15 protein-coding genes are annotated in these 18,773 nt (G+C 32.9%); 6 read left to right on the top strand and 9 right to left on the bottom strand.

Features of this window, described 5'->3' with window-relative positions:
• Both HFP08_RS18210 and HFP08_RS18205 read right to left on the bottom strand, forming a co-directional pair.
• Positions 1-1,375, bottom strand: a 1,375-nt coding sequence (locus HFP08_RS18210; protein ID WP_206109279.1) for a phage tail spike protein, incomplete at its 3' end; no start/stop codon positions are given.
• Between the two features lie 12 nt (positions 1,376-1,387).
• Positions 1,388-1,810: a hypothetical protein gene (locus HFP08_RS18205; RefSeq protein WP_168122032.1), complete on the bottom strand. Its 423-nt coding sequence runs from the start codon at positions 1,808-1,810 to the stop codon at positions 1,388-1,390.
• A 170-nt stretch (positions 1,811-1,980) separates the two neighbouring features.
• Here HFP08_RS18205 and HFP08_RS18200 point away from each other — a divergent pair, with 170 nt between their 5' ends.
• On the top strand, positions 1,981-2,511 hold the full coding sequence (locus tag HFP08_RS18200) for a helix-turn-helix domain-containing protein (RefSeq protein ID WP_206109278.1): 531 nt from the start codon (positions 1,981-1,983) through the stop codon (positions 2,509-2,511).
• Between the two features lie 4 nt (positions 2,512-2,515).
• Here HFP08_RS18200 and HFP08_RS18195 read toward each other — a convergent pair whose 3' ends face one another.
• The 6 genes from HFP08_RS18195 to HFP08_RS18170 form a co-directional block, all read right to left on the bottom strand.
• On the bottom strand, positions 2,516-3,295 hold the full coding sequence (locus HFP08_RS18195) for a distal tail protein Dit (protein WP_168122031.1): 780 nt from the start codon (positions 3,293-3,295) through the stop codon (positions 2,516-2,518).
• A 12-nt stretch (positions 3,296-3,307) separates the two neighbouring features.
• Positions 3,308-7,405 carry a Smc domain-containing protein gene (locus tag HFP08_RS18190; RefSeq protein ID WP_168122030.1) on the bottom strand — a complete coding sequence of 1,366 codons (4,098 nt, stop codon included), beginning with the start codon at positions 7,403-7,405 and terminating at the stop codon, positions 3,308-3,310.
• Between the two features lie 69 nt (positions 7,406-7,474).
• Positions 7,475-7,903, bottom strand: a complete 429-nt coding sequence (locus HFP08_RS18185) for a hypothetical protein (protein WP_168122029.1) — start codon at positions 7,901-7,903, stop codon at positions 7,475-7,477.
• Positions 7,904-7,929: 26 nt separating this feature from the next.
• Complete coding sequence (locus tag HFP08_RS18180) at positions 7,930-8,205, bottom strand: HU family DNA-binding protein (RefSeq protein WP_168122028.1); 276 nt, start codon at positions 8,203-8,205, stop codon at positions 7,930-7,932.
• A gap of 142 nt (positions 8,206-8,347) precedes the next feature.
• The gene (locus tag HFP08_RS18175) at positions 8,348-10,927 is read right to left on the bottom strand and encodes an RNA dependent RNA polymerase (RefSeq protein ID WP_240941552.1); all 2,580 of its coding nucleotides are present in this window, start codon (positions 10,925-10,927) and stop codon (positions 8,348-8,350) included.
• Between the two features lie 19 nt (positions 10,928-10,946).
• Positions 10,947-11,156 carry a hypothetical protein gene (locus tag HFP08_RS18170; protein ID WP_168122027.1) on the bottom strand — a complete coding sequence of 70 codons (210 nt, stop codon included), beginning with the start codon at positions 11,154-11,156 and terminating at the stop codon, positions 10,947-10,949.
• A 219-nt stretch (positions 11,157-11,375) separates the two neighbouring features.
• Between HFP08_RS18170 and HFP08_RS18165 the strand changes: the two genes are divergently transcribed.
• The 4 genes from HFP08_RS18165 to HFP08_RS18150 all read left to right on the top strand — a co-directional run bounded on the left by HFP08_RS18165 (position 11,376) and on the right by HFP08_RS18150 (position 16,262).
• On the top strand, positions 11,376-14,054 hold the full coding sequence (locus tag HFP08_RS18165; RefSeq protein ID WP_168122026.1) for an RNA dependent RNA polymerase: 2,679 nt from the start codon (positions 11,376-11,378) through the stop codon (positions 14,052-14,054).
• 173 nt (positions 14,055-14,227) lie between these two features.
• Complete coding sequence (locus tag HFP08_RS18160) at positions 14,228-14,737, top strand: hypothetical protein (protein ID WP_168122025.1); 510 nt, start codon at positions 14,228-14,230, stop codon at positions 14,735-14,737.
• Between the two features lie 8 nt (positions 14,738-14,745).
• On the top strand, positions 14,746-15,474 hold the full coding sequence (locus HFP08_RS18155) for a hypothetical protein (protein ID WP_168122024.1): 729 nt from the start codon (positions 14,746-14,748) through the stop codon (positions 15,472-15,474).
• A gap of 17 nt (positions 15,475-15,491) precedes the next feature.
• Positions 15,492-16,262, top strand: a complete 771-nt coding sequence (locus tag HFP08_RS18150; RefSeq protein ID WP_168122023.1) for a hypothetical protein — start codon at positions 15,492-15,494, stop codon at positions 16,260-16,262.
• Positions 16,263-16,820: 558 nt separating this feature from the next.
• Here HFP08_RS18150 and HFP08_RS18145 read toward each other — a convergent pair.
• Positions 16,821-17,267: a LytTR family transcriptional regulator DNA-binding domain-containing protein gene (locus HFP08_RS18145; protein WP_168122022.1), complete on the bottom strand. Its 447-nt coding sequence runs from the start codon at positions 17,265-17,267 to the stop codon at positions 16,821-16,823.
• Positions 17,268-17,414: 147 nt separating this feature from the next.
• On the opposite strand from HFP08_RS18145, the gene HFP08_RS18140 reads away from it, so the two are divergent.
• The gene (locus tag HFP08_RS18140) at positions 17,415-18,764 is read left to right on the top strand and encodes a DNA sulfur modification protein DndB (RefSeq protein WP_168122021.1); all 1,350 of its coding nucleotides are present in this window, start codon (positions 17,415-17,417) and stop codon (positions 18,762-18,764) included.
• Positions 18,765-18,773 lie beyond the last annotated feature (9 nt).

Here is an 18,773-nt window from a genome sequence, read left to right as displayed (position 1 = left end):
AGTCTGTACTCATTCCGATAATCTTGGCAGTAATATGTATATCAGATAACTCATAATCAACGTTAATGAAATCGCCTAGAACAATCTTGTCCCTATCCGAGCTTTCTTCCATATCAAGCACACTAAACAAATTCACAATATCAATTTCTGCTGTTAGCTTTGGTTCGCGAATTGTGGCGAAGTAATCAATAGCCAGCTCCTTCAGTTTATCGGGATCACTAACATACTCGTTGCTATATTCGGCTTCAAAAATAAACTCGTCTAATTCAAGAATCTCATCATCTGTTAAGTTATTTTCAATTGAAAGCAGCGTATTCAATGTTTGAATTTGCGTATGGACAGAAGCGATATTACTTAATACACTGTTGACTTCCGTTGTTTTAATCGAAATGTCTGACTCTTTGATTTCCTTCAAATCTAATGTTGAAGTAACATCTTCCCCTTGAGAATTATTTACGTCCAATGCATCGAGAATCACATCTAATTCAGCGTTCAAATCATTTAACTGACCTTGCTTAATGACAAGATCCGCACGCAACGTATCCAATTGATCCAGATATTCACCAAAATCTTCTTCATGAGAGTTTTTCAAATCCACCCATGCAAGGAGTGCACTACGTAATTCATCGGACATATCATCGTAGTAGTAGGAGTAATCCTCTAAGTAGGAGGCGCCGGTTGAGGTCACTTCAGAAAGGGTAAGTCCGTCTTTACCACGCACAATCAGCCTTGTGGCTTGCTCATTGGAATTGGATTCATAGGTAATAGAATCTAAGAGCTTTCCATAGCTCGTTGTGAAGCCTTTGTTGATTCCATATGAATCAGGGTTATGAAGATTAACCGTTTTGTCCAATGTATTGAACAGGACTAAGCCTTCGAATGTTTCTGCCACAGCGTATATGAAATCAAGAACACTACCTGAAAATTCTAAGGAGCGGAATGAAATATCATAATCACCGTGCACACTGCCCACAGACCAGCTTGTTCCGCTTAAGCCATTACTAAGCAACTGTGTTGCGGTCAAACTCACTGCTTTGTAATCAGTAATGGTTCGATAAGTCAACTGAATAGGAAGGCCTGAGCATTCGACAGAGAGATGATCATCCCCGCTGTCACGGTTTTTCGTGATCTTCTGAACAAGGAAATATTCCTCTTTGTTCTCATCTTGAAAATGAATCAACTGTTTTTCTTTTAGTTTTTGAACATTTGCATTCTTTTTTTTCGTATGTCTTAAATTCAAAGCAAAGGGCATTTTAAAGGATAGAAGAGAGATGTCTCCTAATTTTGCTTCATGTGTAATGTCATAGGCTTCATTAATAATGCCTATTATCTTTCGGTTCTGCTTGCACAGAGACAGAATCGGTTTATTTTGCAAATCGATTTCCTCCTATTCGAATTTCTGCTGTTTGTGCTTCCAGTATTTTCTTGCCATGCTGTCGATATGATCAAGATTCCCATCCCAGTACAGAATTAGCTCCTCGAAATCTTGTTCGGTCTTAAGAAGAAAATCCAGTAGTTTATAATGCCTGGTTGTATGCTCACCAATCAAATACAAATAATTCAGAAGTCCTTCCTTGTTGTCCCACATTCTAAAGAGAAATTCATAGTGGATATTCATATCAATCGAGTAATCGTGTTTATTATCAATTTCTATGTATCTTTCAAGCAGTTTCTTTCGCATTGAAGCTAGCTTATCTACTTGCTCATAATCTCCCAACACATTTTCAAAGTACTCCATCTCTGTTTGCACGAAAAGGAGCTCTCTTCGGACAATCGGGTCGTTCATTGCATCAGATAATTTTGTATACATGCATATTCTCCTCTCAAATACAACAACCAAATATTTCATTGTTGTGTTATAACACAAATAATAAGCTAACTTGTGTACCGAGTCAACACAAGAGGGCGTTGTTTTTATATTTCGATAAAATTGTTGTATCATGACACAAACTATAATAGAATAGGTTTAGGTGATGATAGATGAAATCAAAAGAATTGCTTATGGACGTTATTAAGCTTTCAAGAACGTATGTCAATAAAACGTTAAGAGAGCTAGAAGAAGAAACAAAAATAAGTTACTCGCAGCTAAGTAAAATTGAAAGAGGGGAGTCTATTCCTTCTAAAGAAAACATTGAATTGTTAGCGAAAGCATTAAATTTGGATAAAAATCATTTATTAGTTCTTTGCGGGTATACTCCCACCGAAATTTCAATTGGAACTGCAGAATTAATTTATGAATTATGGGGAGATGATGAAGATTCCACAACCAACATTTCCTCCGAGGATATCATTCTTATTCGCAATCAGATGGCTCATGGCGCCATTCAAGCCAAAATACCGGATAGAGTTCCAATTGAAATGTCTGAAGATATGGATAGAGACTGGGCTAAATTTATTAAAGATATGAAAAAAAGAAACATAACTCCGCATCAACTAAGAGATATACTGGCATTCGCAGTAAACATTAATAAATATGTAGAAAATATTAGTTTCTTAAAGGAGAACAAATAATCAATTATCCTTTTAGTTGACCTCTGTATTTTATAGTTATTTTGACATTACCTTGTACAATTAAATAATTAGCCCCTGTAACCAGGGTAATGAAATGACTATCCTCAGTTTTATTGGAATAGCGATAGGTAAGTGGAATATCAGAGTCAACGGTTTTATTCAAACAATCTATTGTAAGTTTTTCATGATCTGCCAGGCCTGTATATTCGAGCTTTTCGCCACCATTACTTGTATTCATGATTGAAAAGCTTCCTCCCGATAGTACCTCAACCTCGAATAAGGGAGCTGCCGGCAGGTCTCCAACATTATGAATCAAACAACTTGTGCCTGTTGGACTGTTTTCAGAAAAATCATGATATTGTGAATAAGCAGGTGTCCAGGCCCAGGGAGAATCGCAACGCAAAGTGATGGAAACATAGCCTTGGTTTGCAGCATTATGCGTAAGTGTGCCTTCATCAACAAGCATGGCATAATAAATATGGCTTTGTTTGGATTCAAAGATTAGAGGTGCATAATTGTCTGTTGTCAACCAGTTTGCTAGGCTTCTCAATTTGGTGCTGTCGAAATTTTCTTCAAACGCCAATCTTAATGAAATAGTAAGGGGTTCATATTCAATTCCCATGAAATAAGGCTTTGAATTGCCTTTAATCTTTTGTTCAAGCAGCACTCTAGCTGGAGTGAATGGCTCTTCTTGCATACCACTATCTAAAGAAACATTCATGACTCCATAATCCCTGCAGTTTTCATTGTTAAAAGTAAATAGTAATGATTCTCTAATCGTCATATTTCACCTCAGTTATCTTCTACGATCAAAATCCCTTAAGGCTTTTACGAACAAATCGGCATCGCTTTGTTTGGCAGAGCCGCTTAAGTTGACCGTTAAATTATAGGTACTTCCCATTACACCAGTCGCTGATGCTGCTCTTGGCAGTAAGCTGCTAACTTCAATCGATTTAATTTTATCAATCATATTTTGAGCCCATTCATTGACTTTCAATATATCTTTAGTTTGAACTTTGTTCATAATCAGTTCTTGTTCATGAAGAATTCCAACCTTGCCACTTGTACCCCAAGAAGGAGTCATTCCGCCTTCTCTGGCAGAGAATATCGGCAAGCTTGAAGTACTAAGAGCTGCAAAGCTGCCGTCAACAAAGTTATATTGAGACCTCAATTCATCATTTTTTTCTTTTAAAGTTTTGAATTGTTCAGTACCTGGGGAGCCGATTTCTTCTGCCATTTTCTTGTTATTTAAGTAATCTTCCCAAGCAGATTGAGTGTCTGAATGATAGGCATTTGATGAATTTGATGGTTGACTAGATAATACTCCTTCAATTGATTTATTCAGATTCGTGAAGGATTCCGTAGAAGCTAGCTTCTGGTTGAGATTCATATCAATCGAGGAGCCAATCGCGTTCATATACGATTGAATAGTTAGTGAGAATTGTTCAAGAGACGAACGCATATTCTCAATATTACCTTCAAGTTGCGTTTGTTTTAATAAGCTGTAGTTTGCATCCGTATTCAATTCATTTTGCCATTTTTGTTCTACAGCATCTTTAGCAATTTTCGTTTCGTTTTGCTTAGCCTCGAGTAGATCATCATAATTATCATCTCTTTTTTTTCGAGCATGCTCCAGTTCTATATCAGAAATCTCTTCCAGTTTATTTTGAAGCTCTTCTTGCAAGTCTTCGCGTTTGGAAGTAGCTTCAAAAGAGTTATCAAGAGTAAGCTGATCTATTTTACTTTGTATTTCCAGTTGTTCTTGTTGTAGTTTTTCTCTATTCTTTTGAAAATCCTCTTCGCCATCTTGTCTATTAAGCAGTTTTTTTCGATCTTTTATGTAGTTTTCGTAAGCGCTTAATTGCTTGTCTAACGAATTAGTTTCTAAATCGGCTTGCTGCTTGTAGTAGTCCTCCAACACTTGCATAGCGTCTTTGGTTGCGTCCTCTACGCTATCTGACCACTTTTGATAATAGTCATTTTGTGTAACAATTACCTCAAGAAGAAGTCCTTTCTGAGCTTCAAGAAAGTTATTCAATTCTTTGATTTGATCATTCGTCAAATCGCCTTGTTTTAAACGCTTCTGCGCCCAATCAATATCAGAAAGAATAAGGGTTTGCTTTTCTTTAAGAAAGGCTGCTTGCTTCTTAATCTCATCATTGTATTCTTTCGTTCCTTCTTTATATAGACTCTGAATTTTCTGAGATTCGGAAACCTTATCATCATATTCAGAGATTGCGTCCGTCAAAGTAGTTAAATAGTTTTGAGTACGATCAAGCTTGATTGAATCAATATTTTTTTGCAGCTCTGTTTGAGAAGGAATTAACTCTTCTATAGCAGATTTGTTATCCTTAATTGCTTGTGTATATTTTTGATATTGATCAAATGTATCTTGAAGTTTATCTTGAGAAGTACCAGAAGTCATTGAATTATATAGCGCGATAAATGATTCTGTTGCTTCGCCGTTTTGGTCTGTCCAAGAACTCATATCAAATTTGGAATTTGCTGATTGCAGTTTGTCTATTTGCAATAAAAGCTTACTATTTGCTTCTTCAAGATATTTCATTTCATTGGCTTGACCATGAAGTAATTCTGTACTTTTTTCAATTTGTTTATCATAATTTTCATCAGATGAAATACTGCCTTTAATGACTTCGTTGAGCTTGGCTTGAGTCTCTGATAGAGCATTAATGGCATTCACTCTAGCATCAATTGTATCCTGTATTTTAGGGTCGTCTTTGGAAGATGATGAGGAAGATTGCTTAGAAATACCTAAATTGGGATCATTGATTAAATCTTGAAGTTTAGCAAGATCATCTAATTGCGTTTGTAATTTTTTTTTCTCTTTCTCAAAGAGTTGTTCTTGATCAGCAATCTTTTCTTGTAAAATTTCTGTTGGATTGGGTAAAGTAACAGAAGCTTCTTCACTAGCCTTTGTTCCGTTAAGTGAATCAACTGCATCATAAGGGCCAACGGTTTTGTAATTAATATTATTTTTATTTAATGGATTTGTAGCTTTCTTTAATGCTTCATCGCCATTAGCTCTAACTTTATTTAGCGACTCGAGGGCTAACAGTTCTCTTTGATAAGCGTCTAATCTAAATTTTATTCCATTTATAGTTGCTTGAGTTGCATTAATCTCATCCTGCTTCGTCTGTAAACTTCCATTTCTCTTAGTTTCCAATAAGGATGTTAAAGCATTTTTTTCGATTGTCCAACCATCCGCTGTTTTCGAAACGGATTTTAATAATTCTGGATATTGGTCAATTAAGTCTAATATAGCCTCAGAGCTAAGTGATTGACCATTTTCTAAATCGTATAAAATTTGATTTAAAGATTTAATTTCATTAAGGCTAGCGTTCGCTTCATCTCCTAAAAAGGAGACAGATTGAGCTGTTTCTTGAGTTGCTGTGCTAGATGATTGAGCAGCGTTAGATAATTCTGCTTCCGAAATAAATAGTTTATCAAGCTCCTTAGTTGAAATATTTGATTTTATTCCAATACTATAAATTTCATTTTTTAGGTTATTTATTTCTGCAGAAGAGTTAGATGTATTGATTTTTGTAAGATCAGTAACTATTTTAGTTATTGCATTGCCTCTTTCGACAATTTGATCTCCATCCAGGTTGGAAATATCAATGTTGCCTATCAAGTTTTCAATCTTAGTACCTAAAGACTCGTCGATTGTAACATTGTTGGTGTCTAGTATGTTCTGAACTAAGTCATTTAAATCTGTTTTTAAGGCATTTGAACTATTTGAAACTTTATGCTCCAGAATGGCAAGATCAGTTTCAAGTTTATTCATATATTCGTCAGAGTAATTAAACTTCTTGCCAAATTCTATATTATCTTGCAGATATCCTAACTCTTTTTTATCAGAATTTATATCTTTAATTTGCTTATCGAAATTGCCGCCAGCCTCTAAGATCGATTTCTTTTTTTCTAAATTAGAGAGCTTTTCACTGTAAGCGATTTCCTCTTTAATGGCATTTGCATTTTTGAGATGAACATTTCCTTGTTCATCTACATTGGCAATTAGAGAGGGCATCAATTTAGAAAGCTGCTCAATGGTGTCTTTATATTTTTCTTCTTCCTCACTGTTTGCAAACAATGATCCATTTTTCGTTGTATTTTGCAAATAAGTATAGGAATCAACTAATTCCAGTATTTTATCTTTTTGCTTTGAGAAACTTTCCGCAGATTGGATTTGCTGGTCATGGTATTCTTTTTCTATTTGTTGCTGCTCTTTATATTTTGTAAATAGTGTAGAGAGACCTGCAACTATTCCTGTAATGGCCAGAGACAGACCCAACGAGAGTGCTGCCTCTAAAGCAACCGCTGATACACTTGCCAGATTCATAGATAATCTTAGAGACTTTAGGCTGACTCCTAGCATTGACGTGCTCTTGGAGGCTCTTGTTGTTGCTGAAGTTAACTGCTCTACATTTGTAACTGTTGCAACTTCAGATAGAGATGGAGCAATGGTGCTAATGGTTCCTGCAGTATTCATTATTTGTTCGAAATTAAAATTGGAGCTGGAGGTATTTTTCGACGTCTTCTCTTGGTTCTCGGTTATTGAAGTAGTTTTTTGTTGCTCGATTCTCCATTTTTCTTTTGCTTTTATCGCTGATTCAACAGCTTTAGTATATTGATTAAATTCATTAGAAGATGTTTTTAGTGAATTGTTCAGACTATTGAATGAATTTGAAAGGTTAATCAAATGATTATTAAAATCTTTTAAGATTGAAGTTGTTTTATCATCAAGATCCAGCTTTATTTTTAGTTTTTGTAAGGAGGGGTGATTAGATAGTTCTTTTATTTGATTATTAATATCTTTCAGACTTTTATTAGCGTTTATATTTACGCCTATTATTAGTTGAGTCACTTCTGGCACCTGTAATCGCTCCTTTTTAACATAAGAAAGAGCAATCAAAGATTGCCCTTCCTAATGTCTTGTTTTGAATTATTCAAAATTTTCGTTTACCATTTTTTGAAACAGATCTAATTTCTGCATCAAACGTTCCGTTACTTTAGCCAATTCAGATTTATCAAAAGATTCCCCTAACTTTTCTATGATTTCACTATTTAGAATTCGATTAATAATATCAGCTCTGGCTTCGTATGTAGTTGGAAGATTCTCAAGCAAAGTAGAAAAATGCATAACGATGTAAATATGTAGATAATCGAAAAACATAGCCTCCGTCACACTCTCTCCGGAATTCTTCGCATATTCGGCAAGAAATTGGGATAAATCATCCAGCATGTTATCTATTTTTTGAGGTGAAAAGTACTTATAGATTTCTGTAAAACCAATTCCATCGAGCACAACCTTTTCCATTTCATCAAATTTGCTTGCCTCATGCATAATATGATCTAGCGTAAGTTTATCCATTATAGAAGCTCCTTTATTTTATTAGTTTATTTACTGATGATATCTTTAAAGTATTTAAGCCATGTCACTTTAAGTTTATGACCTCCAGGGAAATAGACGTCCGCACCAGTTTGTGGGTTTCGTGCTTTTCGAGGCGGAGTTGGAATCTTTTGAATTCTAATTATTTTTGTAATGTCAACAATACCATCTACATCGACGCCTTCAATAATAATATTGAATAGAGCATCAATGTGCTCTTCAGCATTCTTTTTTGAAATATGCATTTTTAAAGCGTATTTCTCTACCAGTTGTACCTTATTCATATCATTTGTTCCTCTCTATAATTTGATTGTATATTAAAATAAAAAATTAATTTATATATCATATGTCGAACTTCGTAGTTGCGGATAAGATTATAAAAAATATGATCTGAATGATTGTAGCTTCCAACAATTACAAAGATTTTTATTGGAAACTCCGTAAAAAAACATCCTTATGAGTCGAAAAGAGTATGTCTAGTAAACGAGCTGCAATCTTCTCACGCTGGTTTTTTTTTATTGCTGTAGATGTAAATTTAAATAAAATTGAATACATAGTTTCTTTATTTACTTGCAGCTTTCCAATGAAAAATTTGCAGTATTTGATCGCATCATCTATTCGTCTGTCTTTTTCCTCTGGTAATAAACTGCTTGCATAGGTATTATTAATTTTAGAAATCATATTTTCGACATAATTAAATATTTTTTGTTCTTGATCGTAATTAAATCCTCTGGTTTTATGTTTTATAAGAAAGCTTTCGAAGGAGATATCTGCTTTTTGCTCGGCATATTTTAATCCTGATAATTCTTTAATTAAATAATCCATTGGACAATCATAGACTTCTGTTTGCATAGTAGCATTTTGATTTATATGCTTCCAGAATAGAGGTTTTTCTTTTTTTAATTCTTTTGTTTTGCTAATATGTTCAATTTCTTTATTGATATCTATGTCAAACATCTTTTTGGCCAAATCAATACACATTCCAGAAAGAATTGTAACAACATCAATTTTTTTCATAAGTTCATGTAATTCTGTTTCCGTATGCCCCTTATTGAAGAGATCCCAATATCGAGACATACATAATTGCCCTATATTTACGGTCATACCTATATATTTTTGACTTTTAGATAATTCGGTGTCAATTTTAGCCATATCATAATTACTGACAGTGTATTGTTTTTTGCTGCTATGAACCTGATTGAGGCAAACATTGTATTTATTAAAAATATCTTTCGCAATGCCAAGCAACTTGTCATTATGAATGAGTAAGACGGTATCGGAATCATAATCTGATCCAGAAAGGATATCTTGCAATGGAAATTCAATAGCATTAACACAAACTATATTTTTAGATAGATTAAAGTAATTATTTATGATATTAATATTTTTGTTTTTTACTACCAGAACATTTTTAGGGCTTGTATGCGGATTTCTAAATCCTATTAACTCAGTTTCTTCGAACATGGATGTATGTACTTCATTATTCTGTAGTGAAAATGACTTTGGTTTATTTTTATCTAATTTTCCTATGGCGTGATAGAGATATTCGACACCATTGCCAAGCATTACACAATAGTCTCCGTGAAGCCGAATTTTTCCTTTTTTTATGTGCGCCACATATGAGCTTACTATGTCTTTTCTAAATCTTCTAAATAATTTTGTATGAATGATTTGTGGATTAATGTTGTACAGTTCAGCAAACATTTCATTAGAGTTTATTTCATTGGCATTATTTTTTATATATTGTATAAAAAAAATATCATCGTTTTTTAACCTAATGATAAAGTCTCTTTCTAATTTTGTGAATGAATCGATGTCGTTTTTACGCAATGGAAGAGAATTTAGCATTTGATAACTCGTTTGCTGTAATATGTTGCCCTTAGAATCGAATCCAAGTTTTGAAGATTTTTCGCTTTTACACACCCCAAAAATACAATTATCTTTCATGACAATATGTTTCCAGTGTTGCCACATGTTTAACTCAGATCCAAGTAACTGACTAAACTTTAACGCTTTAAGGCTACTTGGTGTTGTAATCATAAGAATGTCCTTTGCGTATAGCAGCTCGTTATGAAACATACTTGTGATCTGCCATTGTTCATAATCAATATCTTCCGGACAATGATCTTTAAAAAATTGTTGAATATTGCAATTAAATGCAGCGCTTTTAAACATGTGATTACGCAGCAATAGCATTGCTTTTCCATCGGGAAAATAGCTTGAGTCAAGTAAAGATTCACCATCAAATAGAGAGTTGCGAATACTGCCCATTTCGTTGTGACTATCAAGAAATCCACTTGCTCCAGGGCGTATGATGTGAGCCTTCTTATTAAATATACTTTCTACATCTTCAATAATAAGAATATTTTCAGGATTTATATGTATTGTACTTTCAATTGATGAGCCTACCAGGCTTTCATAAGCGAGGAGGGAAGGGAAATCAATTTCAACCTCTCTAGGCCTGTTTCTGAATTCTATGTTCATTCTGCTCCATTTTATCATCGATTCATAAAATTTTTCTTTAATAAATAAACATTGTCCAATTCTGGATTTTGCACTGGATCGTTTGTAAACGACATATTGTGCTCCATTATAGTAAAATCCATCGGTATAAAATTTTTTTCGTAAATGCTCTTGCGAAACCGCACTCCATTTTTCATCATTAATTTCTTCAGAAATAACTTTAATAAAGTCAAAAATCTTTTTTTTATAATCTCCTTTTTCATTTTCTAATTTTTCGATTTTTTTTTTGCAATTTTTAATAATTTCTTTACCGGAATGAACTTTCTGCGTGAACTTCACATTAATAATGTCACATGATATTAATTTGTTACTTGTTTTTTTGATAGTAGTATGTATTCCGATAGAGATTAATTTATTTAATTCCAGGCTGGAAGGAATCATTCCTATAAATTTCAAATCTATCTCTTTGTCTCTAAACATATAGTTGTATAGATCGCAGCTCTCTATAGAAGGTATATACATGGGTTTATTCAGTTTTGCCAAATAAGAAACCTCCAAATCATTATTTATTTTTAATATTATTATTTTTGTTCAATAAGCTAAGTTCCCAACTATCATCATATGTTCGATTCATATGATCATAGGTATCCCATCCATCATGCATACGATAACTAAAAACCATTTGAAGTTCTTCACAAAAAATTTCATATCTCGGATCATATAAACCGTCAAAATAAGCATCCTCTTTCGTTAAACCTATTGTTCTTTTCAATTAGCCTCACCTGTTTCATTAAATTTTTTGATCACCTCATATTAAGATTCAATAAATAAATTTATTGATGCTCTTGCTTACATTTACAATCTATCATATTGAAATTTGAAATGTCAATATAATAAAATATTGAATAAAGTTTTGACAAAAGTGAGGTTTGATGATATATTCGCAATGATTTCGTATGGCTATTTCAAAATCATTGAAAAGGAGACTGCTATGAGAATTCCTGCGGAAAAACTGTTTAGCAACCAAGTGAAAATTTTATCAGTTAACACATCAACGTTTTATTCGGAATATGAACAAAGGATTGCAGACAAATTGCTTCAGTTGTATTTGGAGCGTAAGCAATTGAAAAAAAATCTTGATAAGACAGATATGAAATCTATAGAACATATTAAATGGAAAGCAGACTTGACGAAGATTAACAAAATGATTAATAAAATAAAAAGCGAGGAGTTCTATCCATCTTTACATAGTCATCAAGAAGTTAGACATTTAAATGAGGACATTATTACTTTTGCAGTAAAAGATGAAGAAGGTAATGCTGCAGATGAAAGAAAAATAAAAAATAAATTTATCATTAGTATGTTTGAATCCGAACTTACGAGAATACTTAAGATTAAACCAAATACATTTACCAATTCTATTATCATTGTTGAGGAAATTTATAGTGAAGTAACGAAGCAGTTAATACAGGAAGGGTTTATTTATAAGGGATTAAGATATTGTTATTATTCATCATCTGCAGGTCAACTAAGAACTAAAAAGATGGTTTTTCTAAGACAATCCTTATGGAACAAATATAAAGGAACCTTGATGTGTGGTCTTACTGTTCCATACATTAATAGCAGGGGAGGAAGCAATGTTAATAAATTTTTAGCCTATTTATCATTACAAACGTCTTCAAGCGTTCGAATAAAAGATTTTGATATAGATAGAGTAATTGTATGCGACGATCTACAGCTTGATATTATGGGAGAAGTAGATTATATCGATAATCAAACCTTTAAAATTGAATCAAATGTAAAAATGCCAATTAATATGATGCCTACTGATGGGGCTGGAATGTGTTTGCCGGCAGTATCAAAACGTTCATTTCAGTTCAGGGCGAGCTGGATAAAGGGGTTAATTAGTCCCTTTGATTTTAAAAGATGGGTAGTAGAGATGAGAATTAAACATAACAATAATAGTATTGGTATCGTTAAAGATATTTGGAACAAGGAATATGATTTAATAGAGGATAATATTGAAATTATTATATGTAAGTCGATGTTTAAAATGTATGCTTATTATGATTCATGGGATAGTTTCAAAAATAAATTTAAAGAAAACAATTGTCATGCTGCTATTTGTAAATTTGAAAACGAAAATTTTAGTGATACTTTAAAATTAGGCTACCAGATGATTCAAAATTTACCTGATCTAACTGACGATGAGCTAAAAAAAATTGCTTCAATTACTGTTGATAAGATTAATAGACTTGGTAAAGATAAAAATGTAATGCTTGAAACTCTTGGAGTAACTGCAGCAAATAGAAGGAAAAATTATTACCAGCAGGCTTTGGAAATATATCCAGAATTATTGAATGATGCTTATGGGAAAGAGATTATAAGGTCGACAAAAAAAAGCTTGGTGAAGAACGCAAAAGGCGGAAAAGTCGAGGTCAAAGGAAAATATTTGTTTGCTGTTCCTGATTGGTGGGCCTATTGTGAGTGGTTAATACTGGGGAAAGATAAAGCCAAATTAAACGGGTTGCTAAATGATGAAGAAGTCTACTCCAGGTTATTTAAACCTGATGAGAAGCTTGATATTCTTCGATCACCAAGCTTGTATCGTGAGCATGGAATTAGAATCAATACGGTTAATGATACAAAGAAGGAGTGGTTTATTAGTAATGGCATTTACATTGGTCACAAATCATTATTGGCAAAGCTGCTTATGCTGGATTATGATGGAGATCAACTATTTTGTGTATCGGATCCAAAGCTAACGGCTCCAGCAGAAAGACATATGAAAGAAATTGTTCCTCTACATTATGAGTTAGCAAAAGCAAAGCCAAGTCAAATTAATAAAAATACGATATATCATGGAGTGAGAGAAGCTTTTAATTGTGATATAGGTGATATTTCTAATAAGATGAGCGTGGTTTGGAATAGCCATTCACCTGATCTAGATGTTCTAAAATATTTATGTTTGATTAATAATGAAGTTATAGATTTCGCAAAAACATTGCATAGAAGTATTATCCCTGAAGAAATTGAAAAGAAAATAAAGAATTCAACGAAAGGAAAACTCCCTTATTTATTTGTTTATATAAAGGATAAGAAGAAGGATTCTGTAGATAGTAATAAAACGAATACAGTAATGAATAGATTAGCTAATCTTATACCTAATAATCGAATCGTATTTGAAAATGTAGCAGGAAAATTTGATTATAAAATGTTGATGAACAACCCAGATATTAAAATAAATAATGATGTTATTTCATGTTATTGTGAATACGATTCAAAAAAATGGATGATGAACATACAGTCCAATGACAAAAATTCATCAAGTGATCATTTAAAAGAATATGAATTTATAAAAGAGGCTATTCTGCATATTCATCCAAATGAAGATGATGTGGTAGATATGTTAGTCGAGTATTTATATTTAAACAAAAACAGTAATTATAAGACAACTCTATGGTCATCGTTTGGAGACATAATCATAAAAAATATTAGAAATAATATTGCATTAAATGAAGGATTGCTATTGATCTGTGATACTTGTGACAACAAATTTATTAAAGAGAGACAAAGACAAACAAAATGTGATAATTGTAAAATAAAAAAGATTAGGGAATTGGATCGAATTAAAAAACAAAAAAAACGAAAAATAAGTTGTCCCCTATGAGTTTATAAGTCTTGTTTGGAAAAATCCTTATATTATAAGACCAGAATCAACATGAAAACTTATACTTAATGGTCTTTAAGGGCAGAAAACAAAGTTGAAAGCTGGAACACTTGGCCCATGATTGAAAAATTTACATTAATGGAGGTGTGAAAAATGAATAATAAAAACTTTAAGTGAGAATTAAACAATATGTTTTAGGATGTGGTTCTATTTCACGTTTACAAGAAATATACGAATATAAAAATCTTGTCATTTCAAAGATTCTTGAATCGTCGGAAATCGTTAAAGCGCTCTACTATGAAAACACTGATTATCTCGATCAAAATGATCTGGAGGATCCTAGTGTTTTGATCTATAATAATGTATTTCCTCACAGATTTATTCCTGATAATACAACCACCAGCAATATCTTTCTAACAGCATCCTATAAGAAGATAACAATGGTAAACAATCGGTATATTGTTGGCAATTTAGTGCTTGAAGTGTTTACTACTAGTGAATTGCTTCGAACTGATTATGGGATGACCAGGATTGATTTTATCATGAATAAAATTAATGATTTGCTTAACTCACAAAAAGGTGTAGGGATTGGCAAACTTGAGTTTATTGAACTGGATGAATTGGTTGTAAATGATATCTATTCGGGCGCTTCTATTACTTATCGTCCAATACAGTTTAATTAGGTAATGATATGGAGTTTAATCGAAAAAAAGCATTTTTGGGTAAACCAATAATCTTACCTTCTGGAGTTAAATTATATTCTCCAACGATTGACGAAATTGACGAATTAGATGATAGACTTTATTATCTTTATTTACTGTTCGCCTCTTTTAACAAGCATGAGATTTTTACTAAAATACTTGATTTTTCAGATAAGGATTTTGAATATTATCAGGGCTCTAACAGTTATTATGCACTAACTAAGGATCCAATTCTTACTGAGAAAATATGCGAATCATTATCCTTTTTCACAAAAGAAAAGGTGTTATATGATGAGAAAGCAACATGCTTTCATATTAATGAAAATCAAGTTTGTAATGCAACTGATTACCACTCATTTTCAAATTTGATTAAGCAGCTCAATGGTATAGGTGAGTTAGATCAAAGTGAAGTGAAATTTAAAAATGAAAAAGCAAAGAGAGTATTTTCTAAAATTTTAAAATTAAAAGAAAACAGCAAAAAAGTAAATAATAAAAATCAATTAGATATTAAGGACATCCTTTCGATATTATGCAATGCTCCTGATAATGGCATTGATATCTTTAATGTCTCAAAATTGACCATCTATCAAGTATATGAACATTTTGAAAGATTTCAATTAAAGGAAACGAATAGAAGACATTTACCTTTATGGACAAATGGTCGCCAATTACAAGAAGGCAGTGAATTACCTGAATGGATTTTAAAAACTAACTTATAAAAGGGAGATTAATGATTATGACACTAAACCTTGGACGTTATGGCTCTAGAGAAATTATGGATTTGCAAATTTTCAACTATGCGACTAAAGCGCCAATTCTTACTATGGATTATGCAACTTCTGCACAGACAGAGAATAGCGGTGAAGTAACTTATGCGAGAGGTGGCGCAGGAAATCCAAAGCGTATTTCCTGGAATGGTGATAAAGAATCAAAACTAACAATTGAAACATCAATTTTCACAATGCAGCATTTGGCTTTGTTGGCAGGTGAAAGTATTGAATCGGGCTCCAATACGATTTATAAAAATGAAGTTGTTACTGTAGGGACTGATAAAGTTCTGACTTTGTCGCATACACCAGTTGGTGGCGCTGCAAATATCTTTGTACGCAAATTCGTTAACGGAATTTTGGGTGAAGTACAGGAAATTGATTCCGTTTCGACGAACGAGGTTACTCTTGATTCACTCGCTACGGCTGTTGAAGGTGAAGAAGTGTCTGTGTACTATCAGTGGACGGCTGCTTCCGCACATAAACTCTCCTTTACAGCTAATGGGTTCCCTCCATATGTATTTATGGTCGGTGACACTGTGTATGCAGATGAAGTTGCTGGTGATGTGGTGTCTGCTCAAATGACCTATTATAAAGCAAAGCTTCAACCTAATTTTACAATTACAAATAGCCCAACCGGTGACCCGAGTTCTTTGTCGCTTGTGTTCGACGTATTTCCTGTAAAAGTAAATGGTGTTGAAACCCTGTACGATATGGTTATTTACGAAGACGAGGAATAAGTACATGCAAAAAGGAGATGATTTTAATCATCTCCTTTTTTTTAATCAGTTTAATTATTTATTTGTTTGATCGATTATACATTTATACATGATTTGGTCGAAACTATCTAGATTCCCATTCCAAAGTGCGCAAAAAAGTTCATGTAATTCAAAATCCCAAATCTCACTTAAGATAAGTTCATATAAAGGAGATAGATTGCTTGCTCCAGTGTAATAAAATCTTGCAAGTTCGATTAATGCATACTTCGATCCATTATAGACAGCATCGACATTTTCGGTCGTTAATTGAACTTGATTTTGCTCAGTTATCCTATTTACAGCATGGATGCTGTAGAAATTATCGTTGAATAATTGCATACTCGTTCCCCTTATCTTGTTGAATTTAATTGTTGCATAAACCTTTTATTGTCTCCTCCTTGGTTTAATTTTAGCATCTAATGGACTATTGACAATATTTAAAAGGTTGTTTTTTGTTATTTACAAATTATTCATTTTATGCATTTATGTCGAATGAAGTCGAAAAAGACATTAAAAATAAATAATTTGTCGTAATCTTGATTATATTAACTCATCATTATATGTTCTTTTGTAAATGATTGATGAGTTTTTGGCCCTTTCTTTTTTGTAAGCTAAATCATTTTCACGACCAAGCAAATTTTTGAACTTTTTTAAGAAGCTTTTATGAATGTAAGCTTCGATATAGTTGTTTTTTCTGGATTCCTTAACAGATTCAACATTTTCAAATAATAAAATATTTAATATTGAATGCATCTTTGTAACTTGATGCATATTAACGTAAATAAATTTATCAGATTGTGTAAATCCGAATTGTGCCGCTATATCTTCGATTCCGCTTAGCGTAATGGGACATAGAAATTTTTCATTTCTCGTCGTAAGAAGAGAATGATTCGGATCATAGTGAATGGTCAGAATGCTGGGAATGTTAAGCATACAAGTTTGAGACTCCATATTTTTTACGCGTAGATATTCTGGAGATATATCCATTTTGTCACCTCTTTTTTTTAGGGAAGAATACATCGGATTTAAGCTGTATATCAAGAAGCTCTAAATTATTTAATATGTCTATGTATATTTTTTCTTTTTTATGGTGTATACTGATTGCAATATGTTGTTTGAAAAGGAGTGAGTCTAATGATTGAAAATGTGGAGATAAATGAAAAAGATGTGTTTGAAGAATTTGCTGAAGTATCGCTGGAATTAATTAAAAATAAAGATATGCAAAGAGAGATAAACAAATATTTAGCTGAGAATCATAAAATTATATTGGGCACATTCGATGAAATGCTTATTAATCAAGATAAACTTCTTGGAATACCCCAAGAAGAGCTTGTTGCGATTATAAATGCAGTATTCATAGTGTCGAAGAACGAAAAAATCTCACCTCATCATTTTTTTTCCGAAAGAGAGATTAAACGCGCGTTAAAGTATAAAGCCGAGTTAGGCACACTGAATTATCCTTACACAATTGAAGGCGTTTTAAGATCCTCACACAATGAGTTTTTGACATTAATAAGCTATCAGGAGCTCGTTAAGATGTGGAATTCAGGATTGCTTTCATATAACTATGAAACTCAAAGAGCGGCGAAGAAGAAAAGAACAGCCAACGGTCAGATAAAAAAAACACCCACGATTATTACTAAAAGTGTTAAAAATATTGCCAAGCTAATGCTAGAGGGGAAATTTTTAAAATCTACGTTAACATTTAATATTTTAGCCGATGGAACAGATGATTTTGAATATGATGAAGGGGATTTAATTGTTAATGAAGGTACGAAAGTAAACCTAATTGATGGCGCTCATAGGATACTTGGCACAGTCGTTGCGCTAGAAACAAAACCAGATCTTGAAGGTTCATTTGAGGTATCGATAAGAAATTATACACTGGATCAAGCTCGTTACCTCATTGGATTGCTTAATACAGTGAATAGATTTGATAAAACGCTAGTGAAGTTTAACACGGATGACTCTTACGGCGGTTTAATCGTCAAGGATCTTATTCGAATTCCTGAATTGCGCGATAGAGTGGAAACGGATAAAACGACTGTAAGTAAAGCGTTAAATATGCTGACTAATTACGCGATTCTTGTTGATTCGGTTAATCTTACTTTTGACCCTCAATCAGCCAAGGAGCAATATCAAATTGCTGATTTTTTGAAAAAGTTTTATGCGATATTAATTTCCTCATATCCAGAGGATTTTAAAACGGATATGAAAAAGAGGCGTTCTCAAAGCTGGTTTAATCACCATAATATGCATGTTGGTTTTATTGTAATAGCAAAAAAAATATATGATCAGTTTCAGGGCACATTAGACTTTTCTGCCACTCTGGTCAGTGAAGTTGTTCAAAAAATTGACTATACAAAAGGTTCAGGAAATGAACTCGATAAAATTATGATTGAACAAGGGAGCAGAAATTCCAATCAAAGCAAAAATTTAATTAGAGCTTATTTTGAAAAAGAGATTAAAAATATTTTAAAATAAGGGAGTTGA

Origin of the sequence: Paenibacillus sp. HB172176, assembly GCF_011947265.1 — a bacterium.
GTDB lineage: Bacteria > Bacillota > Bacilli > Paenibacillales > Paenibacillaceae > Pristimantibacillus.
This window is presented reverse-complemented; position numbering and strand designations above follow the sequence as displayed.